The organism is Tabrizicola aquatica, assembly GCF_002900975.1.
In the GTDB taxonomy this organism is placed as follows: domain Bacteria; phylum Pseudomonadota; class Alphaproteobacteria; order Rhodobacterales; family Rhodobacteraceae; genus Tabrizicola; species Tabrizicola aquatica.
Genome location: NZ_PJON01000001.1, coordinates 979694 through 1001683, shown reverse-complemented (window position 1 = coordinate 1001683; position 21990 = coordinate 979694). Strand labels below are relative to the sequence as shown.

Sequence of the window (21990 nt, the reverse complement as noted above, 5' to 3'; positions counted from 1 at the left end):
CTCGGGGTTGGCCGAGAGGTTAACGAACAGGTAACCAATTCCACCCAAGGTTGCGAAAGACCAAGGCTGGACGTATCGCAGCCCGAAAGTGGACCAAAACGGGACGACTGCCTTGCCTGAACTCATTGCTGCCAGCCTGCCAGACTGGCTTCCTGCTGCCGTGCGCCATTACCTGGACCACGTCGAGGAAGGGACATCGTTCAGGGCGCTTGCACGACGCGAGGGGCTGCATGCCTCGACCATCCTGCGCCAGGTTCGCCGGTACGAAAACCGGCGCGACGACCCGCTGATGGACGAGGCTTTGGCCGCCGTGTCCCGACTTGTTCCGCGTTCGGCCGATCACCCAGATCGAAAGGATGACCCGCCCATGACTGCCCATCTCCGCCAGGCCCCAGGCCGCGCACCGGCCGAGCTTTGCGATCCCCAGCTTCTGACCCGCGAGGGTCGCCGCGTCCTGCGCCGGCTGGCCGAACCGGGCGCGGTGCTGGCCATCGCGCCGGAAATGGAAAAGGCGGCGGTGCTGCGTGAATTCCCTGACGGGCGTTCCTTGCGCACGGCCGTGCTGGATCGTCCGGTGGCCCAGGCCTTCATCCTGCGCGACTGGATCGCCTGCCGGAAAGCGGGGCGCGTTTCGACCTACGAGATCACCGCAGCGGGCCGTGCCGCGCTGAAGCGGATGATCGATGAAGAGGACCACCGCCGCCAGGGCCTGAACGAGGCGGCGGGAACCTTCGCCGACCAGCACCGCGTCTGGGGCGAGCGCGAGGTGATGGACGACGCCGGTCCGCGCCGCCTGCGCTATAACATGGCGGAAAGCCCGGTCAGCCTCTTGGGCCGCCGCCGCGACAGAGAGGGCAAGCCGTTTCTTGAGGCCGAACTGGTCCAGGCCGCCGAACGCCTGCGCGAGGATTTCGAACTGGCGCAGATGGGCCCTCGCGTCGCGCAGAACTGGGACCGGTTCCTGACCGGCGGGGACCGGGGCGGGTTTCAGGCGGATTCGGGCCTGGCCGAGGGGCCGTCTGCCGCCCGGGGACGCGTCGCGGCGGCGCTGCGCGACCTTGGCCCCGGTCTGGGCGACGTGGTCCTGCGCTGCTGCTGCTTTCTGGAAGGGCTGGAGGTCGCGGAAAAGCGGATGGGCTGGGCGGCGCGCTCGGGCAAGATCGTGCTGCGCATCGCGTTGATGCGGCTGCGCCGGCACTATGACGAAACCTATGGCCGCGCAGGCCCCCTGATCGGCTAGGCGCCGACCCCGCGCACCATCAGGACCAGCGACATTGCCCCCAGAAAGACCGAGGCCAGCCGCCGCAGCAGCATCAGCGCGCGCGGCTGGCCCCGCCCGCCAAGGGCCGCGCCCAGCCCGGCCCAGAGCAGCGCCACCAGACCAACCAGCACCACGAAAAGCGCAAGGTTCCAGCCCAGCCGGTCGGGCGCAGGCAACAGGACCAGCCCGAAGATCAGCGCCTTGGGGTTCAGCGCCGTCGTCACAAACAACGCGCGCGGGCCCACGGCCGGATGTGCCGCCCCCGCCGCAGGCACCCGCCAAAGCCGCACCGCCAGCACCGCGACCCATCCCGCCGCCGCAAGGGTCACCGCAATCCGCAGCGCCGGCAACTCGGCCAGCACCGCCGCGCCCAAAAGGGCCAGGGGCAGCACCGTGACCAGATAGCCCGCAAGTTCTGCCGGGATCAGGCGCATGGCACCCGCCATTCCGCGCTCGGCCCCCGCCAGCAGCATCAGCGAGTTCGTCGGTCCCGGCGTCAGCAGCAGGGCCAGGATGGCAAAGGTCAGTTCAAGGCCGGTCATCATCGCTCCCGTCATCTGGCGCTCCGGTGCCATGGGGCCAGGATGCGCACCTTGATCCGCGTCAAATGCAACCCCGCTACGCGTTGCCATGCGCCGCAAACCGGCTTATCTGGAGGGCAGGTCCAGCCGTCAGGGGGAACAGCCGTGCGCGATCTGAAGCTTCCGGAAGAACGTCACCCCGAAAAGGCGCATCGCCCGGATAATGCGCAGCCGAAAAAGCCGGCCTGGATCCGCGTCAAGGCCCCCACGTCCGAGGGCTACAAAAAGACCCGCGACATCCTGCGCGAAAAGAAACTGGTCACGGTGTGCGAGGAAGCCGGCTGCCCGAACGTCGGCGAATGCTGGAGCCAGGGCCACGCCACCATGATGATCATGGGCGAGATCTGCACCCGTGGCTGCACCTTCTGCAACGTGGCCACCGGCAAGCCGCAGACCCTTGACGCCTTCGAGCCAGGCCGCGTCGCCCATGCCGTCGCCGAACTGGGTCTGGCCCATGTCGTTGTCACCAGCGTCGACCGCGACGACCTTGATGACGGCGGGGCGGAACATTTCGCCCAGACGATCCGCGCGATCCGCCACCGCTCGCCCGGTACCACGATCGAGGTGCTGACGCCCGACTTCCTGAAATGCCCCCCCAGCGCGCTGGAGAAGGTGGTCGAAGCGCGGCCCGATGTGTTCAATCACAACCTTGAAACCGTTCCCGGCCTCTATCACGAGGTCCGCCCCGGTGCGCGCTACTTCCACTCCCTGCGCCTCTTGCAGCGGGTGAAGGAACTTGACCCGATGATGTTCACCAAATCCGGCATCATGGTGGGGCTGGGAGAGGAGCGGCAGGCCGTCTTGCAGGTGATGGACGACATGCGCAGCGCGGATGTCGATTTCCTGACCATCGGCCAGTACCTGCAACCGACCCCGAAGCACCATGCCGTGGCCCGCTTCGTGACGCCCGGAGAGTTCAAGGCCTATGAAACCGCCGCCTGGGGCAAGGGCTTCCTGATGGTTTCGGCCACGCCGCTGACGCGTTCCAGCTATCACGCTGGCGACGATTTTGCCCGTATGCGGGACGCGCGGCAGGCCGGGCGGGGCTGAACGCCCGAGTTTTCGCAGTAAACTCGTCCACTGATTTTCTGCGAAAATCAGAAGATCATCCGCACGGGGCCTGTGTTGCAGACCACGATGTACTGGTTTTCTGTCATCAGCAGGTGAAACCCGCGCCGGCGCACTTCGGCGATGAAGCGGTCGTGTCCAACCTCGGTCGCAACCCAGCCGATGGCCCGACGTACCACGCCGCCCTGGGCCGCCTTGGCCGAGAAGACGAGGTCGATCCAGGCGTCCGGGTCGGAGGTTCGATGCTGGGGCAGGGCGCGGTTCATTGCGCCAGCCTGGGGCTCGCCGGTTAAAGCCCGGTTAACGCGTCACGGCACATCCGGCACCGCCAGCAGATATTCCGCCACTGCCTGCCGGTCGTTGTCCGGCAGCCGTGCCATGTTCTCGACCACATGGGCCATATGCCCGCCGACACTGTCGAACTCGGGCGTGAAGCCGGTGGTCAGGTACTGCACGATGTCGCCGGCACTCCATCCCAGGGCCGCTGGCGTGATGTTCGGCACCCGCCCCTGGCCCGAAGGATCGGGCGCGCCGGCCAGCCAGCGTGCGGTGTCCATGCCGCCAAGGGCCGTGCGCGGCGTATGACACTCGCCGCAATGGGCCAGCGCCTCGGCGATATAGCGGCCGCGGTCGACCGTGGGGGTCACGTTCCCCGCCAAGGCCCAGTCATCGTTCAGATACAGGATCTTCCACACCCCCACGGCCTCGCGGCGCGAGAAGGGGAAGGCCAGCTCATGCGGCTGGTTCGGCGTGGCATCGGCGGGCAGGGTCTGCAGAAACACATGCAGGTCCGCCACATCCTGCAGCCGCATCTTCGCATAGGATGCATAGGGCAGGGCGGGATAGTAATGCTCGCCCTCCGGGCTGACCCCGCGGGTCAGGGCGTTGGCCAGGTCAAGCAGGCTCCAGCCGCCGATGCCATGTGTCGGGTCCTGGCTGATGTTCGGCGCGATGAAGGTGCCAAAGTCAGAGGCAAAGCGCTGCCCGCCCGCCAACACCAGCTGCGCCTCACCCTTCGCCTCGGCCCCCATGTGGCACGAGGCGCAGCCCGCAGCCCAGAACACCGCCTCGCCCCGGGCGGCGTCGCCCTCCAGCCCGGCGACATCGGCCGCAGACAGAGGCTTCGGTCGGGCCAGGAACCAGACGCCCACTCCGGCAATCACCGCCAACAGCACCAGCCAGCGCAGAACCCGCATTCCGTTCCCTCCGTCGGTTGCGACCCGCGCCACCCTACCGCGGGGGGCGGGACTGTCCAATCACGGTTTCAGGCGATTGACCGTCAGCCAGTCGGGCCAGCCGAACAGCCATTCATAGCCCGCGATCACCAGGCACAGCGCAATCACACCAAAGACCAGCAACACCCGCTTGGCCGAGGGCGGGTTCTGCGCCCATCGCTTGGCGCGCAGCAGCCAGATCGGGTTCACGCCCCCTCCACGAAGCGCACCTTGCCGATGAAGGGCAGGTTGCGGTTTCGCTGGGCGAAGTCGATGCCATAGCCCACGACGAATTCGTCGGGGATATCGAACCCGGTCCAGTCGGCCTTGACCGGCACCTCGCGGCGCGTGGGCTTGTCCAGAAGCGCACAGGTTTTCAGCCGGGCCGGGCCGCGCGCCTTCAGAAGGTGCAGGACGTGGGACAACGTGAACCCGGTATCGATGATATCCTCGACCACCAGCACATCCCGCCCCGCGATCTCGCCGCGCAGGTCCTTCAGGATGCGCACTTCGCGGCTGGAATGCATCGCATCGCCGTAGCTGGAGGCTTCCAGGAAATCCACCTCCACCGGCAGTTCGATCTCGCGCACCAGATCGGCGATGAACACGAAGGAGCCGCGCAGCAGGCCCACGACCACCAGCTTGTCGGTCCCCTGAAAATGCGCCGTGATCTCGCGCGCCAGGGCCTCGACCCGGGCAGCGATGGCTTTGGCGCTGATCATCTGGTCGATGACATAGGGGCGGTCGGGCATTGCGGTCATCCAGTTGCGTCGCCCCTTCCTAGCGCCCAAAGCCACAGTTGCCTAGGCCGTGACATGACACCCGCTTGATCTTGGACGGCGCTCGGGCCACATGTCGGGTCAAGAGAGACGCCGATGCCCACCCATTCCGAAACCAAACGCCTGCCCTATACCGCCCAGCAGATGTACGATCTGGTGGCCGACGTGGCATCCTACCCGAAGTTCCTGCCCTGGAACTCGGCCGCCCGCATCCGCTCGCGCCGCCCGATCGACGGCGGCGGAGAGGTGATGGAGGCGGATCTGGTGATCAGCTTCAAGGTCTTTCGCGAACGCTTCGGCAGCCGGGTGACGCTGTGGCCGGCGGCGCAGAAGATCGACACCGAATACCTCGACGGGCCTTTCCGGCACATGCGCTCGAACTGGGCGTTCCGCGACATTCCGGGGGGCTGCGAGGTGGATTTCCACGTCGATTTCGAATTTCGCAACGCAATCCTGCAGGGGATCATCGGCGTGGTGTTCAACGACGCCATGCTGCGCGTCGTCCGCGCCTTCGAACGCCGGGCGGCAGAGCTTTACGGACCCGGCCCGATTTGACGCGACGGAAACCCCTCACGGCGGCGTGACACCTGCACGACCAACCGGAGATTTCCCATGCGCAAGATTGCCCTGCTGATTGCCCTCCTCTTCGCCCCGCCGCTGGCCGCCGAGACAGTGCGCCTTGGCGACCGCCTCTATGAAATCGAGCTTCCCGCCCGCGCAAAGGGCGCGCCCTTGATCGTCATGCTGCATGGCGGCGGCGGAAACCCCGACCGGACCGAACGGGTCACCGGCCTGACCCGCGCGGCGCTGCGCAAGGGCTATGCCGTGGCCTATCCGGCAGGGACTGGGCGGCGGCTTCTGTCCTGGAACGCCGGCTACTGCTGTGCCGGGGCCGCGCGCAGCGGGGTGGATGACGTCGGATTCATTGCCGACGTCATCGCCGACGCGCAGGGCCGGTTCGACCTCGGCGACAGCGTCTATGTGGCCGGCATGTCCAATGGGTCGATGATGGCCGAGACCTTCGCGGCCCGAAACCCCGGAATGGTGCGGGCGGTGGCGGGCGTTGCCGGGACGATGGACACCCGCACTGTGCGCGTGAAGGCGCCGGTTCCGGCGCTGATCATCCACGGCACCGCCGACACGATGGTGCCCTATGCGGGCGGGCAGGGGGACACCAGCCTGACACGCACCGACTTTGCCTCGGTGGACTCAGTCGTCCAGGCCTTCCTTGCCCCCTGGGGCGCGGGCCTGACGGAAAGCGCGCGCAAGATCGACCGCCGCGATGACGCGACTTCGGTAACGGTCACCGACTATGCCAAGGGCGGGCAAGTGGTGCTGCGCCTGATGACGGTCGAGGGCGGCGGGCACAATTGGCCGGGCGGGCGGGAACCCCGGGCTGACATGGACATGACGCAGGAAATCGACGCGAATGCCGAGATCCTGAAGTTCTTCGCGCTGCATCCGTAACGGGCAGGGGCCAAATTCCTTCGAAGGAATCTGCAAATCCTTTCGAAAGGATCTGGCGCCTTACTCCAGCGCCGCGGCCAGCAGACCCAAGGCATGCTCGGTCGCGGCGGCGCGGACCTTGGCCCGGCCAAGCGGCCCGAATTCCACCGTCTCGACCCGCGTCGGGTGGCCCTTCTGCGCCAGGCCGAAGCAGACCCGCCCCTCTGGCTTGAACTCGGACCCGCCCGGCCCGGCGATCCCGGTGATCGACACCGTCAGCCCCGCCGCCGAGTGCTGCAGCGCCCCCTCGGCCATCTCGCGCGCAACGGCCTCGGAGACCGCGCCGTGCGTGGCCAGCGTTGCCTCGGACACGCCCAGAAGCTCGATCTTCGCCGCGTTGGAATAGGTGACAAAGCCGCGCTCGAACACGTCCGAGGACCCTGCCACATCGGTCAGCGCCGCCGCCACCATCCCGCCGGTGCAGCTTTCCGCCGTGGCGATCCGCAGCCCCCAATAGCGCGCCCGCGCCAGGATATCCTTGACCGTCAGCCCAGCCATGGCTCCAGCACCCCATGCCAAACCTCCGCCAGCCCGACCGAGATGATCCCGGCAAAAAGGCCGGCCCAAAGGTCGTCCAGCATCACACCGGCCGTGTTGCCCATCCGGTCCGCCCGACCCACCAGCCAGGGCTTCCAGATATCGAAAAGGCGGAAAAGCAGGAACGGCGCCACCCAGCCCGGCCAGGCCGCCAGCGCCAGATCCTCGACCCCGTGGCGCCACAGCGGGATCACCGTGAAAGACAGCGCCAGCAACTGACCCGCCACCTCGTCGATCACCACTTCCGACGGGTCCTCGCCCGGCCGCTCGCTCAGGTACTGTGGCACGGCCCAGAACCCCAGCACCACCGCCACCACGCAACCCACCGGGATCGCCAGCGCCCAGCCCGCCTGATAGGCCGCGACCGCCAGCACCACGGTAATCGCACTTGCCCAGGTGCCCGACGCGGGGCGCAGATAGCCCGCGCCCAGGAAGGTTGCGATCAAGCGGCTCATGCTTTCACCAGAAGGGCGGTGGCCAGCGCCGCGATACCCTCTTCCCGTCCAGTGAAGCCCAAGCGTTCCGAGGTGGTGGCCTTGACCGAGACGCGGCCCACTTCCACCCCCATGATCCGCGCCAGTTCCGCCTGCATATCAAGGGCATGCGGCCCGATCTTCGGGCGCTCGCAGACCAGGGTCACGTCGCAGTTGCCCAACTCATACCCGCGGGAACGGGCCAGGGCGATGGCATGGGCCAGAAAGATATGGCTGGCCGCACCCTTCCACTGCGGGTCGCTGGGCGGAAAGTGGCGGCCGATGTCACCCTCGGCCAGCGCGCCATAGATCGCATCGGTCAGGGCATGCATTCCCACATCCGCGTCGGAATGGCCCAAGAGGCCCTTGCCATGCGGCACTTTCACCCCGCACAGCCAGACATGGTCGCCTTCGCAAAAGGCATGCACGTCATAGCCATTGCCCAACCGCACATCCATGTCGCGCCCCTTCAGTATCGCCTCGGCCCGGGCGAAATCGCCGGGATAGGTCAGCTTCAGATTGGTTTCCTCGCCCTCGACGATCGCCACGTCAAGCCCTGCGTCCCGGGCGACCTGAACATCGTCCAAGGCGCCGCCCGGATGGGCGCGATGTGCCGCCAGGATGGGCGCAAAGCGAAAGGCCTGCGGGGTCTGCGCCCGCCACAGCCCCGCGCGGTCCACTGTGCCCGACACCTTGCCACCGTCGCCGCGCCACAGCGCATCGGTGACCGGCAGGGCAGGGGCCGCGCCATCGTGATCCTCCAGCGCCGCGACCAGCCGGCCGATCAGCGCCCGGCTGACCAGGGGGCGCGCGCCATCGTGGATCAGCACCGCCTCGATGCCCTGACCCTCCAGTGCCCGCAGCCCCGCCAGGACCGAGGCATCCCGCGTCGCCCCGCCAATGACCAGTTGAGTTCTCCGCCGAACCCGAAATGAATCCGCCCGCGCCTTGTCGTCAGGGTGGATCACCAGCACCACCCGCATCCCCTGGAAAGCCGCCAAAGTGTGCGCCAGCACCGGCCTGCCCGCCAGCATCTGCCACTGTTTCGGCACCTCGCCGCCCATGCGGCTGCCGCGACCGGCGGCGACGATGATGACGGCTGTTTCCATGGCACCTTCCCTTTGCCCCTTGCCTAGTCCAGCCGGGCCTGCATGACAATCTGGCGCTTCACCCCGGTTCATGCCTAAAATTTGTGCATCGCATGTTTTTCAGTCATTATGCGGCGATGCTGCCTTGGTTCCCCTTCAATCCCGGGCGTAACACTTGATCATCTGCACAAGGAAAAGGCTTTGACGCTCGCACTCGGCCCCCTGACGCTGACCCCGCCGGTCTTTCTTGCCCCGCTGGCCGGGATCACCGACCTGCCGTATCGCCGGCTTGTCGCCCGCTTCGGCGCGGGCCTCGTGGTCAGCGAGATGGTGGCCAGCGCCGAAGTCGTCCGCGCCCAGCCCGAAGCCCGCGCCCGCGCCGAACTTGGCTTCGGCGAGCAGGCGACCAGCGTCCAGCTTGCCGGCCGCGATCCGCACTGGATGGCCGAAGGCGCGAAGTTCGTCGAAGGGCAGGGCGCGCGGGTCATCGACATTAACATGGGCTGCCCGTCGAAACGGGTGACCACGGGCCTTTGCGGCTCGGCCCTGTTGCGCGATCTGGACCTGGCGCTGACGCTGATCGAGGCGGTGGTGAAGGCGGTCAAGGTTCCCGTCACCCTCAAGACCCGCCTCGGCTGGGACAATACGCTGCACAACGCGCCCGACCTGGCCCGCCGCGCGGAAGAGGCCGGAGTCCAGATGATCACCATCCACGGCCGCACCCGCTGCCAGTTCTACAAGGGCCACGCCAACTGGGCCGCGATCCGCGCGGTGAAGGATGCGGTCCGCATCCCCGTCATCGCCAACGGCGACATCATCGATACCGCCTCGGCGCGCGAGGCGCTGCGTCTGTCCGGCGCCGATGGGGTGATGATCGGTCGCGGTGCGCAGGGCGCACCCTGGAAGCTGGCCCAGGTTGCCCACGACCTTTACGGCACCCCCGCGCCAACGATCCCCGAGGGTGGCGCGCTTGGCCGGATGATCCTGGACCATTACGAGGACATGCTCACCTTCTACGGCCGCGAGCTTGGCCTGCGCATGGCCCGCAAGCATCTGGGCTGGTATCTGGACGAAGCGGGCCTGCCCCATGCGCGTGAGGCGATCCTGACCTCCACCGACCCGGCCGAAGTGATCCAGCTGATCGAACAGGCCTTCGCCGAGCTGGAGCTTGCAGCATGACCCCCTACCGGATGCCTTACCCCGTGCCGGGGGTGATCTGGGCCTCGCTCCCGTTGCCCACGCTCCTGATCGACATGCAGGGCCGCATACTTGAGGCCAACCCGGCGGCCGAGACCTTCCTCAATGCCTCGGCCAAGGCGCTGAAGGACCAGCCGGTGTTCGACCGTCTTGCCATCGACGCCCCGATGGACGAGGCGTTGGCCCGCGTCCGCGCCAACCAGTCGGCGCTGAACATCAACGACGTGGACGTGACCACCGGCGAACGCGCGCCCTTGCAATGCACGATCCACCTCGCGCCGATGCACGACAACCCGGGCATCGTGATGCTGATGCTGTCCCCGCGTGAGTTGGCCGACCGCCTCGGCCGCTCGATGGGGGCCAAGACCGCCGCCCGCTCTGCCATCGGCATGGCCGAGATGCTGGCGCATGAGATCAAGAACCCCCTCGCCGGCATCTCGGGCGCGGCCCAGCTTCTGTCGATGAACCTGTCGCCCGAAGACCAGGAGATGACCGATCTTATCGTCGAGGAAACCCGCCGCATCGTGAAGCTCTTGGAACAGGTAGAGCAGTTCGGCAACCTCCGCCCGCCCGAACGCAAGCCGGTGAACATCCACGACGCCCTCGACCGCGCCCGCAAATCCGCGCTGGTGGGCTTCGCCGCCCACATGACCATCACCGAGGATTACGACCCCTCGCTGCCGCCGACCTTCGCTGACAGCGACCAGCTGATGCAGGTGTTCCTGAACCTTATCAAGAACGCGGCCGAGGCCTGCAAGCAGGGCGGCACGATCCGGCTCCACACATTCTACGACCTCTCCCTGCGCCTGCGCCGCAAGGATGGCGCGTCCGCTGCGCTGCCCCTGAACGTCGAGATCATCGACGACGGCCCCGGCATCCGCCCGGACATCGCCGCCAACATATTCGAGCCCTTCGTCTCGGGCCGCGAGAACGGCACCGGCCTTGGCCTTGCGCTGGTGTCGAAGATCATCACCGACCACGAGGGCTGGATCACCGTCGATTCCGCCCCTGGCCGCACCGTGTTCCGCGTGTCGCTGCCCATGGCGCCGCGCGAGAAGAAAAAGGAAGCGAAGTAATGGATGGCACCGTCCTTGTCGCCGATGACGACCGCACGATCCGCACGGTCCTGACCCAGGCGCTGACCCGCGCGGGCTGCAAGGTCCATGCGACCTCCTCTCTCATGACGCTGATGCGCTGGGTCGAGGAAGGGAAGGGCGACCTGGTGATCAGCGACGTGATCATGCCCGACGGCAACGGCCTCGACGCGCTGCCCCGCATCTCGAAGATGCGCCCGGGCCTGCCGGTCATCGTCATCAGCGCGCAAAACACCATCATGACCGCAATCCAGGCAGCCGAGGCCGAGGCGTTCGACTACCTGCCGAAACCCTTCGACCTGCCGGACCTGATGAAACGCTCCTCCAAGGCGCTGGAGCAGAAGCGCCGCGGCCCGAAGGTGGTTGTCGCCCCGCGCGATCCGGGCGACGATCTGCCGCTGGTGGGGCGCACGCCCGCGATGCAGGCGCTGTACCGACTGGTGGCGCGGGTGATGAACACCGACCTTGCCGTGCTGATCACCGGCGAATCCGGCACCGGAAAGTCGCTGATCGCCCGCGCGATCCACGACTTTTCCGACCGCCGGACGCTGCCCTTCACCGTGGCCCAGGCCGCCGACCTTGCCGGCGTCGACGGTCCCTCGGCCCTGCTGGCCAAGGCCCGTGGCGGCTCGATCGTGTTCGATGAGGTCGCCGACTATGACGAGGATACCCAGGCCCGCGTCGTGCGGATGCTGGACCTCTTGGGCGACAATGCGCCCCGGATCATGGCCACCAGCCAGTCCGACCTTGCCGCCCGGATGGAGTCCGGCCAGTTCCGCCAGGACCTGTACTACCGCCTTGGCGGCGTGACGCTGCATGTCCCAAGTCTGCGCGAACGGGTGGACGACATTCCGCTTCTGGCCGAACATTTCCTGGCGCGGGGCGAGCGTGACCTTGGCCTGACCCGGCGTCTTTCGGCCGATGCCACCGAACTGGTGCGCACCTATTCCTGGCCCGGCAACGTCCGCCAGCTTGAAAACACCCTGCGCCGCCTTCTCGTTACCGCGTCCGAGGCCGAGATCTCACGGCTGGAGGTCGAGCAGGTTCTTGGCAACCAGCCCGGCCCCGAACCAAGGGCCGAGGGCGGCACCGGCGAAAAGCTCTCCGCCTCGGTTGCGCGGCACCTGAAACGCTATTTCGACCTGCACGGCGGCCAGCTTCCGCCCCCCGGCGTCTACCAGCGCATCCTGCGCGAGGTGGAGCTGCCGCTGATCGAAATCGCCCTGGACGCCACGGCCGGGAACCAGGCGAAATGCGCCGACCTTCTGGGCATCAACCGCAACACCCTGCGCAAGAAGATCACCGATCTGGACATCCGCGTGACCCGTCGCCGCAAGTTGATGTAACCGGGCCACGGCACCTGTGTCTTTTGGGTTTCACTCGGCCACAACGCAAGATATAGTGGTCGCGGGTGGCAAGAACCCTGGCGAACGGGCAGATTCGGTTGGATCGCGTACAGAACAGGGACATCTGGACACGCTTTTCGCGCCTGCGCCGGCAGCGGCGGGTGCAAACGGCCATCACGCTTGGCCTGGTGTTCCTCGGCCCCGTCCTCGCCGTCGCCACCTTCCTGGCCATGGGCCCGTTCAGCCAGGATGCGACCTCACCCACGCTGCGGCTGATCCTTCTGTCCGACCTCGTCTATGTCCTGGTCGTGGCCGCCCTGGTCCTGGCCCGCGTCATGCGGCTGGTGGCCGACCGCCGCTCACGTTCGGCCGGGTCGCGGCTGCATTTGCGCCTGTCCGGCGTGTTCATGCTGATCGCGCTGGTCCCGACCGTGCTGGTCGCGGTCTTTGCCGTCCTGTCGATCAACATCGGCCTTGAAGGCTGGTTTTCCGACCGCGTCCGGTCCGTCGTCGGCTCCTCCCTGTCTGCCGCCCAGGCGTATGAGGCGGTGCAGCGCGACGATCTGGCCGCCGACGCCACCGCGCTTGCCGGCTATCTGAACCGCGCCAAGCAGCAGACCGTGTTCATGCGTGACGACCAGTTGCGCCCGCTCCTCAGCCAGGGCCAGCAGATCATCCAGCGCGGGTTGAAAGAGGCCTATCTGGTCGATGGCGACGGCGACCTGCGCACCCGGGGCGAACGATCCTACCTTTTCGGCTTCGAACCCCTGACCGCCGAGCAACTGCAACTCGCGCGCGAGGGGAATACCGTCCTGATCCCCGACTGGCCGAACAACGAATTCCGGGCGCTGATCTTCCTGGACGCCTATGCCGACCGCTATCTTTACGTCACGCGGGCGGTGGATGGCTCGATCCTGTCGCTGCTGGATGAAACGCAGGAAACCGTCCAGCTTTACAACCAGTTGGAAAGCGAACGCGGCCGCCTTCTGTTCAACTTCGGCCTCATCTACCTGGGCTTCGCGCTGATCCTGATCCTGGCTGCGGTCTGGCTGGGCCTGTGGTTCGCCGAACGCCTGTCACGCCCGGTGGGCCGTCTGGCCGGGGCGGCGGAGAGGGTAGGGGGCGGCGATCTGGATGTGCAGGTCACGGAAGAGGATGGCGATGACGAGATCGCATCGCTTGGCCGCCTGTTCAACCAGATGACCCGCCAGTTGAAAGGTCAGCGTGAGGCGCTGGTCGAAAGCCATGCCCAGACCGAAACCCGGCGGCGTCTCTTTGATTCCGTGCTGTCGAACGTCACCGCAGGCGTGATCGGGCTGGACCCCGATGGCGACATCGACTTTGTGAACCGTGCGGCGGAAAAGCTGCTGGATTTCGCGGACGGCCAGTCAGACATGCCGCTGGCCGCCGCTGTCCCGGAATTCGCGCCGCTTTTCGACCGCTTGCGCGACAGCGCCGGCAACGCCGTGCAGGAAGAGGTGCGCCTGACCCGCAAGGGCAAGCTGGAAAGCCTGCTTGTCCGCGTGTCCACGCGCCGCAGCGACGCGGGCGATCTGGAAGGCTATGTCGTCGCCTTCGACGATGTGACCGACCTGGTCAGTGCGCAGCGGATGGCCGCCTGGGGCGACGTGGCCCGCCGCATCGCGCATGAGATCAAGAACCCCCTGACCCCGATTCAGCTGTCCGCCGAGCGGATCAAGCGCAAGTTCCGCACCCAGGTCCGCGACCATGAAGATCTGGAGCAGTTGACCGATGTCATCGTACGCCAGACCAACGACCTGCGCCGGATCGTGGACGAATTCTCCAAATTCGCCCGGATGCCAGAGCCCGACCGCCGCGACTGCGACCTGGCCGAGCTTTTGCGCGGGGCGGTCCTGTTGCAGGAAAACGGCCAGCCCGGCGTCCGCTTTGTGAAGTCGATCCCCCGCGATCCGCTGCAAATGGAAATCGACGCCACCATGATCGGCCAGGCCTTCACAAACCTGATCAAGAACGCCGGTGAAGCCATTGAGGCGCAACAGGAAAAGGCGGCCCCCGGCTTTACCCCCGAAATCCGCATCACGCTGGAGGCGGACGACAGCGCCGCCGTTATCCGCATCATGGACAACGGGACGGGCCTCCCACTCGACCGCGCCCGCCTGTTCGAACCCTACGTCACCACCCGCGCCAAGGGCACCGGTCTGGGCTTGCCGATCGTCAAGAAGATCATCGAGGAACACGGCGGCACGCTTGCCCTTGTGGACGCCCCGGTGTTCGACGGTTGCGACCACCCCGGCGCCATGGCCGAAATCCACCTGCCACGCGCCACCCGGCGCCGGCCCCGTTCCCACGTTCCCCCGGAAGTTGCTGCCGCCAGCCAGACCGGCGGGCAAGGAGGTTGACCCATGACCATTCTGATCGTTGACGACGAACAGGACATCCGCGAACTCGTCGGCGATATCCTGCGGGATGAAGGCTACACCGTTCGGCTGGCGGCGAATTCCGACGACTGCATGGCCGCGATCAACGTCGAGCCGCCCTCGCTGATGATCCTGGATATCTGGCTGAAGGACAGCCGGATGGACGGGATCGACATCCTGAAAACGGTCAAGCGCGACAACCCCGATGTGCCCGTGGTCATCATCTCGGGCCACGGCAACATCGAGATCGCCGTCGCCGCGATCAAGCAGGGTGCCTACGACTTCATCGAAAAGCCGTTCAACATCGACCAGCTCATGGTCGTCGTCGCCCGCGCGATGGAAACCAGCCGCCTGCGCCGCGAGAACCAGGAACTTCGCCGCCGCGACGTCGCCTCGTCCGACATGCTTGGCTCCTCGGCCGCCTTCAAGGCGCTGAAGGCCAACCTCGACAAGGTCACGAAATCCAACGGCCGCGTCATGCTGAGCGGCCAGCCGGGGTCCGGCAAGGAAATGGCCGCCCGCTACATCCACATGCATTCCAACCGCGCCAGCGCGCCCTTCGTCACCGTCTCCTCCGCCTCGATCGAGCCCGAGCGGATGGAAGAGGTGCTGTTCGGCCGCGAGACTCCCGAAAGGGGCGTGGAACCTGGGCTTCTCGAACAGGCCCACGGTGGCGTCGTCTACTTTGACGAGGTGGCCGACATGCCGCTTGGCACGCAGTCCAAGATCCTGCGCGTGTTGACCGAACAGCAGTTCACCCGGGCCGGCGGCACCGACAAGGTCCGCGTCGATCTGCGGGTCATCTCCTCGACCTGCCGCGACCTGCGCGCCGAGATCGGCCTTGGCCGCTTTCGCCAGGAACTTTACGACCGCCTGAACGTGGTCCCCATCGCCGTCCCCGCCCTGACCGAACGGCGCGAGGATATCCCCGAACTTACCCGCCATTTCATCGACTGGTTCCACAAGTCGCAGGGCCTGCCCGCCCGCGAGCTGTCGGCCGAGGCCGAGACCGTCCTGCAGACCATGCCCTGGCCCGGCAACATCCGCCAGTTGCGCAACGTGATCGAACGCGTGCTGATCCTGGGCGAAGGCGCCGGTCCGATCGAGGCGCAGGAACTGCCCGGAACCGAGCCCAAGGCCCAGACCGAAAGCTCGCTCGCCCTGGGCGGCGCCATCGCGACGCTGCCCCTGCGCGAAGCGCGCGAGCTGTTCGAGCGGGAATACCTGCTGACCCAGATCAACCGCTTCGGCGGCAACATCAGCCGCACGGCAAGCTTTGTCGGCATGGAACGCTCGGCCCTGCACCGCAAACTCAAATCGCTTGGGGTGGTGGGGACCACGCGCGGGGGCCGGGGCTTCGGCGAGTTCGAGGAATAACCCGCCCCCCGCAATCGGCCTGCCACATTGACCCCCCGGCCCCGATCTGACATTCAGTCCGGGACGACGGATCGCGGAGAACTTGATGAAGGTCATCATCTGCGGGGCGGGTCAGGTCGGCTGGCAGATCGCCCGCCACCTTGCCGGCGAACGGAACGATGTGACGCTGGTCGATGTGAACGCCGATCTCGTCCGCCGCGCGACCGAGACGCTGGACGTGCAGGGCGTGGTCGGCTTTGCCAGCCACCCGGACGTGCTGGAAAAGGCCGGCGCGCGTGATGCCGACATGCTGATCGCCGCCACCCACTCGGACGAGGTGAACATGGTCACCTGCCAGGTGGCCCAGTCGGTGTTCAACATCACGCGCAAGATCGCCCGCATCCGGGCGCAGAACTACCTTGACGCTCTCTATGGCGACCTGATGAACCAGGACCGCCTGGCCATCGACGTGGTCATCTCGCCCGAGCGTGAGGTGGCCGAGGCCGCGTTGCAACGCCTGGCCGCGCCGGCGACCTTCGACACCGAAAGCTTCATGGGCGGCCGCGCCCAGCTTCTGGGGATTCAGCTGACCGACGAATGCCCGGTCCTGAACACCCCCCTGCGTCAGCTGAACGAGTTGTTCTCCACCCTGCGCGCCATCGTCGTCGGCATCCGGCGCGAGGGTCGGCTTTTCGCGCCCGAACCGGGCGACCAGCTTTATGCCGATGACCAGATCTATGCATTCACCCATTTCGAGGACGTGAACCGCGCCCTGGAAATCTTTGGCAAGAAAACGAAAAAGCAGGAACGCATCGTCATCGTCGGCGGCGGGAACGTGGGCCTTGCCGTGGCCCGCGCGCTTGAGGCCCGGACCGACCGCGTCCGCGCCAAGATCATCGAGAAGAACCGCGCCACCGCCGAACAGGCCGCCGACGGGCTGGAACGGACCATCGTGCTGAACGGCGACGGCATGGACATTGACCTTCTGATGGAAGCGGCGGTCGACCGGGCTGACGCGATCCTGGCGGTCACCGACGACGACAAGACCAACCTTCTGGTCTCGGTCCGCGCCAAGCAGGCCGGCTGTCCGATGACCATTGCGCTGGTGAACGACCCCACGCTGGCGCCGCTGATGGCGCCCCTGGACATCGACGCCTACATCAACCCGCGCGCCACCACCGTCTCGTCCATCCTGCGCCACATCCGCCACGGCCGGGTCCGCGCCGTCTACTCCATCGGCGACGCCGAGGCCGAGATGATCGAAGCGCAGGTTCTCACCACCTCGCCCCTCGCCGGGCGTCTGGTGCGTGACATCGAATTCCCCGAAGGCGTGCTGGTCGGCGCGGTGATGAAGGGCGACAAGGTGTCGAAGCCCACCGGCGATCTGCGCATCGATCCCGGCGACGTGGTCGCACTCTTTGCCATGGCCAAGGACGTGCCCGAGGTCGAGCGCCTCTTGCAGGTCTCGATCGACTTCTTCTGATGCGCGACCGCCTGGCCCAGGTTCCGCTGCTGGTCGTGCTGCTGGGGCTGTGCGGGGCACTGGCGCTGCTGCCGGCGGCCCATGCCTTTGCAGTGGATGACGACCGCATCGCGCGCGGCTTTCTCTATTCGGCGCTGATCCTGATCCTGGTCGCGGTGATGCTGGCCATCGTCACGGCCGGACGGCAGGGCCGCGCCAATGCCCGCGGGCTTCTGGCCGCGTTGGTCGGCTCTTATGCGCTCTTGCCGCTGGCCCTGGCATTGCCGATGCTGGAAACCGTCCCCGACACGCGCCTGGCCAACGCCTGGTTCGAGATGGTCTCGGCCTTCACCCTGACCGGCGCCACCGCCTATCCGGCCGAGCGTCTGGCCCCCTCGATCCATCTCTGGCGCGCGCTGGTGGGCTGGTTCGGCGGCTTCGTGACCCTGCTGGCCGCGACGGCGATCCTGGCCCCCCTGAACCTTGGCGGGGCCGAGGTGGCGACCGGCCGCGTCCCCGGTCGCGGGACGGTCGGCGCCGCCCTGATCGGCCGGGCCGAGGATCCGACCGACCGGCTGATCCGCATCGCGCTGCGCATCCTGCCGATCTATGCCGGGCTGACCTTCCTCCTTTGGCTGGGCCTGCTGATCCTGGGGGAGCGGGGCATTACCGCGCTGATCCATGCCATGGGCACGCTCTCCACCTCCGGCATCTCGGGTCAGATACCTTTGGCCGAGGCCGGGGCGTCCCTTCCGGGCGAGTTCTTGATCTTCGGCTTCTTCGTCTTTGCCGTCACCCGCCGCGCGCTGCCGGGACTGCACCCCGCTCGCAACCGCACCGCGCTGCTGTCTGACCCCGAACTGCACCTGGCCGCGCTGATCCTGTTGTCCATCACGGCGCTCCTTTTCCTGCGACACTTCTTCGTGGCCGAGGCCGCGGGCCTGGCCGGCGATCTGGTCGAGGGCCTGGCCTCGCTTTGGGGCATCCTGTTTACCGCCGCCTCCTTCCTGACCACCACCGGCTATGTCTCGTCCCACTGGCTGACCGGCGCCAGCTGGTCGGGCGTTGGCACCTCCGGCATGGTGCTGATGGGCCTGGCAATCTTCGGCGGCGGCACGGCAACCACCGCAGGCGGGGTCAAGCTCTTGCGGGTCTACGCCCTTCTGCGCCACGGCGAACGCGAGCTGGAGCGGGTGATCCACCCCTCCTCCATCGGCCGCGGCGGGTCCGAGCGTCGCCGTCTGGCCAGCGAAGGCGCCCAGATCGCCTGGGTGTTCTTCATGCTGTTCGGCATTTCGATCGCCGCGACGGTGGGGCTCTTGTCGATCCTTGGCGTCACCTTCGAATCCGCCCTCGTCCTCGCCATCGCAGCGTTGACCAATACCGGGCCGCTGGCCGACCTTGGAACCGCTCAGCCCATCGCCTTCGGCGCGCTCTCCGACACGGTCAAGGCCGTCCTCGCCCTGGCGATGGTCGTGGGCCGGCTAGAGCTGCTGGCCCTTCTGGTCCTGATCCTGCCCGCCGGCCGCCGCGACTGACCGCGCTTTTTGCGCTGGAAAGTCCTTGAAACCCGTTTCATACTCGCTCTGTGCCGCAACGCAGGCACCAGACTGCCAAGAAGAAGAACGACCAAGACGCGACAGTGAAGCGATAGAAAAACAAGGCAAAAAATCAATGGCCGCCGACAAACAGAACCTGCAAGACGCTTTCCTCAACCATGTGCGGAAAGCGAAAGTTCCGGTGACGATCTTCCTCATCAACGGTGTCAAGCTTCAGGGTGTGATCACCTGGTTCGACAACTTCTGCGTGCTTCTGCGCCGTGATGGCCAGTCGCAGCTGGTCTACAAGCACGCGATCTCCACCATCATGCCGGGCGCGCCGATCAGCCTCTACGAAGGGGAAGACTGATCTCCCGCGAACCCCAGGACGACGATGACCTCATCGCCAAGCGTGAGGGGCAGCGCCTGCGCGACACCGCCGCAGCCGCAACGCGCACCTTCGTCCTGCACCCCGCGCTGAAGTCTGCCAGCGCCCGCCGCCTGCCCGAACACGGGCTGGCCGAGGCGGTCTCCCTCGCCGCCGCCCTGCCCGAACTCGACGTCCAGGGGGCCGAGGTCGTGCGCCTGGCGCGCACCCATCCCGGCACGCTCCTCGGCTCGGGCAAGGTGGCCGAGCTGAAAGAGCGGTTCCACGACGCCCACATCGACCTTGTGATCGTCGATGGCACCGTCTCGCCGGTCCAGCAGCGCAACCTGGAAAAGGAATGGGGGGTCAAGCTTCTTGACCGGACCTCGCTCATCCTGGAAATCTTCGCCGACCGCGCCCGCACCCGCGAAGGCGTCCTCCAGGTCGAACTGGCCGCGCTCAGCTACCAGCGCACGCGCCTGGTCCGCGCATGGACCCACCTCGAACGCCAGCGCGGCGGCTTCGGCTTCGTCGGCGGCCCCGGCGAAACCCAGATCGAAAGCGACCGCCGCGCCATCGACGATCAGGTGATCCGCCTCAAGCGCCAGCTGGAACAGGTCGTCAAGACCCGCGAACTCCACCGCGCCGCCCGCGCCAAGGTGCCGTTCCCGATCGTCGCCCTCGTCGGTTATACCAACGCCGGCAAGTCCACGCTCTTCAACCGCATCACCGGGGCCGAGGTGCTGGCCAAGGACATGCTCTTTGCGACCCTCGACCCCACCATGCGCGGCGTCACATTGCCCACCGGCGCAAAGATCATCCTCTCCGACACCGTGGGCTTCATCTCGGACCTGCCGACCCAGCTTGTCGCCGCTTTCCGCGCCACCCTGGAGGAAGTCCTCTCCGCCGATCTTATCCTCCACGTCCGCGACATCTCCCACCCCGAAACGGTGGAACAGGCCGCCGACGTGGCCGACATCCTCACCTCGCTTGGCGTCGGCGATGAGACCCCGCAGATCGAGGTCTGGAACAAGCTCGACCTCGTCGATGCCTCCCAGCGCGAGGCGCTGGCCTCCCAGGCCGCCCAACGCCCCCGCGTGCTGCCCGTCTCCGCCCTGACTGGCGAAGGGGTGGACAAGCTCCTCACCCTCATCACCGCCACCCTCGACGCCGACCGGACCGAGGCCACGGTGACCATCCCCTTCGACCAGGGCCGCAAGCGCGCTTGGCTGCACGACCAGAACATCGTCCAGTCCGAGGCCGAAGCCGAGGACGGCTGGCGCCTCACCGTCCGCTGGACCGCCCGCCAGCAAAGCCGTTTCCGGCGCCTCTGACACCGGAAGGCTTGCCTTGCGCGCGCCGCCCATGCTTGCATCCTGGCATCTGACGTGCAGCCGAAGGCCATCATGACCCGCAAAGTCCTTGCTGTCCTCCTGCTGGCTCATCCCGCGACGGCCCAGGACGACGACGCCTGGCTGCAAAACCTCGCCGTGTTGCAGCTTTCGCCGCAGGAAATCGACCGCCGGGGCATCATGCTCACGCAACTCGGCACGATCCACCTGCCCAGCGGCCGGATTGTCGCCGTAGATCCCTATACCGCCTTCGGCCTCACCCCCTTCGATCGCCGTGCGCCGCCCGGCAATTACGCCGTCCGTCTCTGGTTCGCCGCAACCGAGCCGACCCGCCCGGCGCTGGCCGAGCTTCGCCTGCGCGCTTGCACCCCAGTCTTCTGGCACAATGCCGCACCCGAAGGCCGCAGCCTCCTGGGACTGGCGCCCGGCGAAGGCTATGGAGTGGCGGTCGACGCCGGAACCTCCAGCTTCGCCCCGCCCGAGTTCTTCGAAACCTTCGGCCCGGTGACCGATGGGGTGCTGCAGGGCGATGCCTATTTCAGCTTCGTGAACGAAACCCTCTTCCCCCTTGCCTTCCCCGACGACACCGGCATCCCGCGCGACTTCATCACGCAGAACGGCGGCCAGGACATCGCCGTCTTCTCTGCCGGCTGGGGCGATGGTTTCTACTTCAGTTACTGGGGCTTCGACGACCTCGGCTGTCCCTGCGCCCTGGTGACCGATTTCGGCGTCCTGGAAGAAGGCTACCCCTATGACAGCACGGCCCTGCGCCTGCCCGGGCCCCGTGCGCGCAAGGCCCCGCCCTTCGCCATCTGGGGCAGGGACGCGGCCTGCGTGGACGGGTAGGGGCCATGCCGTCCAACGACGGACCCAAGGCATGATGGCCCGCCGCCTCGCCGCCCTGTGGATTGCGGCAGCCGGGACACTCTGGTTCCACGCGCTTCTGGGCATCCCCGGCGACTACCTCGGCCAACGGTTTCCGGCCTATCCAGGCGTCAAGGTCACCGCGGCCGAACTTGCCCTGACCGCCTTGGGCGCAACTCTCCCGATTCCGCTTGTTGCAGGACTGGTCAACCGGCTTGCCGTCCGCTGGATCGCGCTGCCACTCGTTGTCCTCTTGTGGTTCTGGGCCGCCGCTCAGCTAATCCGGCCCTTCGTCCTGGACTTCGGGACCACCTGGGTCTGGTCCGAACCGTTGACCGACCTTTTCCTTCACCCGCTCCACACACCAACCGCAATCGCAGTCTTGCTCGCCGTCGTCGCCTGGGCGCTATCCCCACCGCGCACCGCCTAAGGCATTTTCTGTCCGCAAGTATCCCCGCCGGAGGCACTCCCGAGTGCTTTTGCGTCCTTCACGCAAAAGCACGAGACA

The 21990-nt window shown here is 66.9% G+C and carries 23 protein-coding genes; 15 read left to right on the top strand and 8 right to left on the bottom strand.

Going from position 1 to position 21990, the window contains the following annotated elements:
- Positions 1–112 precede the first annotated feature (112 nt).
- Complete coding sequence (locus tag CXR42_RS04875; RefSeq protein ID WP_103257030.1) at positions 113–1240, top strand: DUF6456 domain-containing protein; 1128 nt, start codon at positions 113–115, stop codon at positions 1238–1240.
- Here the strand turns inward: CXR42_RS04875 and CXR42_RS04870 are convergent.
- Positions 1237–1818, bottom strand: a complete 582-nt coding sequence (locus tag CXR42_RS04870; RefSeq protein WP_245875340.1) for a hypothetical protein — start codon at positions 1816–1818, stop codon at positions 1237–1239. The two genes, CXR42_RS04875 and CXR42_RS04870, sit on opposite strands and share 4 nt — an antisense overlap.
- A gap of 129 nt (positions 1819–1947) precedes the next feature.
- Between CXR42_RS04870 and lipA the strand changes: the two genes are divergently transcribed.
- The gene (gene lipA / locus CXR42_RS04865; protein WP_245875339.1) at positions 1948–2892 is read left to right on the top strand and encodes a lipoyl synthase; all 945 of its coding nucleotides are present in this window, start codon (positions 1948–1950) and stop codon (positions 2890–2892) included.
- 47 nt (positions 2893–2939) lie between these two features.
- Here lipA and CXR42_RS04860 read toward each other — a convergent pair whose 3' ends face one another.
- The 4 genes from CXR42_RS04860 to hpt are packed head-to-tail and all read right to left on the bottom strand — an operon-like array spanning position 2940 to position 4876.
- Positions 2940–3176 carry an N-(5'-phosphoribosyl)anthranilate isomerase gene (locus CXR42_RS04860; protein ID WP_103256338.1) on the bottom strand — a complete coding sequence of 79 codons (237 nt, stop codon included), beginning with the start codon at positions 3174–3176 and terminating at the stop codon, positions 2940–2942.
- A gap of 42 nt (positions 3177–3218) precedes the next feature.
- The gene (locus CXR42_RS04855; protein ID WP_103256337.1) at positions 3219–4106 is read right to left on the bottom strand and encodes a c-type cytochrome; all 888 of its coding nucleotides are present in this window, start codon (positions 4104–4106) and stop codon (positions 3219–3221) included.
- 60 nt (positions 4107–4166) lie between these two features.
- Positions 4167–4334 (bottom strand): hypothetical protein, encoded by a 168-nt coding sequence (locus CXR42_RS19465; protein ID WP_180995965.1) that lies wholly within the window; start codon positions 4332–4334, stop codon positions 4167–4169.
- Positions 4331–4876, bottom strand: a complete 546-nt coding sequence (hpt, locus tag CXR42_RS04850; protein ID WP_103257029.1) for a hypoxanthine phosphoribosyltransferase — start codon at positions 4874–4876, stop codon at positions 4331–4333. The genes CXR42_RS19465 and hpt overlap by 4 nt, the downstream gene beginning before the upstream one ends.
- Before the next feature lie 123 nt (positions 4877–4999).
- Between hpt and CXR42_RS04845 the strand changes: the two genes are divergently transcribed.
- Positions 5000–5458 (top strand): type II toxin-antitoxin system RatA family toxin, encoded by a 459-nt coding sequence (locus CXR42_RS04845; RefSeq protein WP_103256336.1) that lies wholly within the window; start codon positions 5000–5002, stop codon positions 5456–5458.
- 57 nt (positions 5459–5515) lie between these two features.
- Positions 5516–6370 (top strand): CE1 family esterase, encoded by an 855-nt coding sequence (locus CXR42_RS04840; protein WP_103256335.1) that lies wholly within the window; start codon positions 5516–5518, stop codon positions 6368–6370.
- 60 nt (positions 6371–6430) lie between these two features.
- On the opposite strand, the gene CXR42_RS04835 is transcribed toward CXR42_RS04840, so the two are convergent.
- The 3 genes from CXR42_RS04835 to CXR42_RS04825 are packed head-to-tail and all read right to left on the bottom strand — an operon-like array spanning position 6431 to position 8528.
- The gene (locus CXR42_RS04835) at positions 6431–6907 is read right to left on the bottom strand and encodes a CinA family protein (protein WP_425444835.1); all 477 of its coding nucleotides are present in this window, start codon (positions 6905–6907) and stop codon (positions 6431–6433) included.
- Positions 6895–7401: a phosphatidylglycerophosphatase A family protein gene (locus CXR42_RS04830; protein WP_103256334.1), complete on the bottom strand. Its 507-nt coding sequence runs from the start codon at positions 7399–7401 to the stop codon at positions 6895–6897. Before CXR42_RS04830 ends, CXR42_RS04835 begins: the two co-directional genes overlap by 13 nt.
- Positions 7398–8528: a bifunctional 2-C-methyl-D-erythritol 4-phosphate cytidylyltransferase/2-C-methyl-D-erythritol 2,4-cyclodiphosphate synthase gene (locus tag CXR42_RS04825; protein WP_103256333.1), complete on the bottom strand. Its 1131-nt coding sequence runs from the start codon at positions 8526–8528 to the stop codon at positions 7398–7400. Before CXR42_RS04825 ends, CXR42_RS04830 begins: the two co-directional genes overlap by 4 nt.
- 180 nt (positions 8529–8708) lie before the next feature.
- On the opposite strand from CXR42_RS04825, the gene dusB reads away from it, so the two are divergent.
- The 11 genes from dusB to CXR42_RS04770 all read left to right on the top strand — a co-directional run bounded on the left by dusB (position 8709) and on the right by CXR42_RS04770 (position 21912).
- Positions 8709–9686, top strand: coding sequence for a tRNA dihydrouridine synthase DusB (gene dusB / locus CXR42_RS04820; RefSeq protein ID WP_245875338.1), 978 nt, complete (start codon positions 8709–8711; stop codon positions 9684–9686).
- Complete coding sequence (locus tag CXR42_RS04815; protein ID WP_245875337.1) at positions 9683–10780, top strand: two-component system sensor histidine kinase NtrB; 1098 nt, start codon at positions 9683–9685, stop codon at positions 10778–10780. Before dusB ends, CXR42_RS04815 begins: the two co-directional genes overlap by 4 nt.
- Positions 10780–12144, top strand: coding sequence for a response regulator (locus CXR42_RS04810; RefSeq protein WP_103256331.1), 1365 nt, complete (start codon positions 10780–10782; stop codon positions 12142–12144). The genes CXR42_RS04815 and CXR42_RS04810 overlap by 1 nt, the downstream gene beginning before the upstream one ends.
- 98 nt (positions 12145–12242) lie before the next feature.
- Positions 12243–14525 (top strand): sensor histidine kinase NtrY-like, encoded by a 2283-nt coding sequence (locus CXR42_RS04805; protein WP_103257026.1) that lies wholly within the window; start codon positions 12243–12245, stop codon positions 14523–14525.
- Positions 14526–14528: 3 nt separating this feature from the next.
- Complete coding sequence (ntrX, locus tag CXR42_RS04800; protein WP_103256330.1) at positions 14529–15920, top strand: nitrogen assimilation response regulator NtrX; 1392 nt, start codon at positions 14529–14531, stop codon at positions 15918–15920.
- Positions 15921–16005: 85 nt separating this feature from the next.
- Positions 16006–17382, top strand: a complete 1377-nt coding sequence (gene trkA / locus CXR42_RS04795; protein ID WP_103256329.1) for a Trk system potassium transporter TrkA — start codon at positions 16006–16008, stop codon at positions 17380–17382.
- Positions 17382–18899 (top strand): potassium transporter TrkG, encoded by a 1518-nt coding sequence (locus tag CXR42_RS04790; protein ID WP_103256328.1) that lies wholly within the window; start codon positions 17382–17384, stop codon positions 18897–18899. The genes trkA and CXR42_RS04790 overlap by 1 nt, the downstream gene beginning before the upstream one ends.
- Positions 18900–19035: 136 nt before the next feature.
- A complete protein-coding gene (gene hfq, locus CXR42_RS04785; protein ID WP_008028786.1) occupies positions 19036–19269 on the top strand; it encodes an RNA chaperone Hfq in 234 nt (77 codons plus the stop codon).
- A 32-nt stretch (positions 19270–19301) separates the two neighbouring features.
- Positions 19302–20600, top strand: coding sequence for a GTPase HflX (hflX, locus tag CXR42_RS04780; RefSeq protein ID WP_342749209.1), 1299 nt, complete (start codon positions 19302–19304; stop codon positions 20598–20600).
- A gap of 72 nt (positions 20601–20672) precedes the next feature.
- Entirely contained in the window at positions 20673–21464 is a 792-nt protein-coding gene (locus CXR42_RS04775) for a DUF4241 domain-containing protein (RefSeq protein WP_146037999.1), read from the top strand.
- A gap of 31 nt (positions 21465–21495) precedes the next feature.
- Positions 21496–21912 carry a hypothetical protein gene (locus CXR42_RS04770; RefSeq protein ID WP_103256325.1) on the top strand — a complete coding sequence of 139 codons (417 nt, stop codon included), beginning with the start codon at positions 21496–21498 and terminating at the stop codon, positions 21910–21912.
- The last annotated feature ends 78 nt before the right edge of the window (positions 21913–21990 follow it).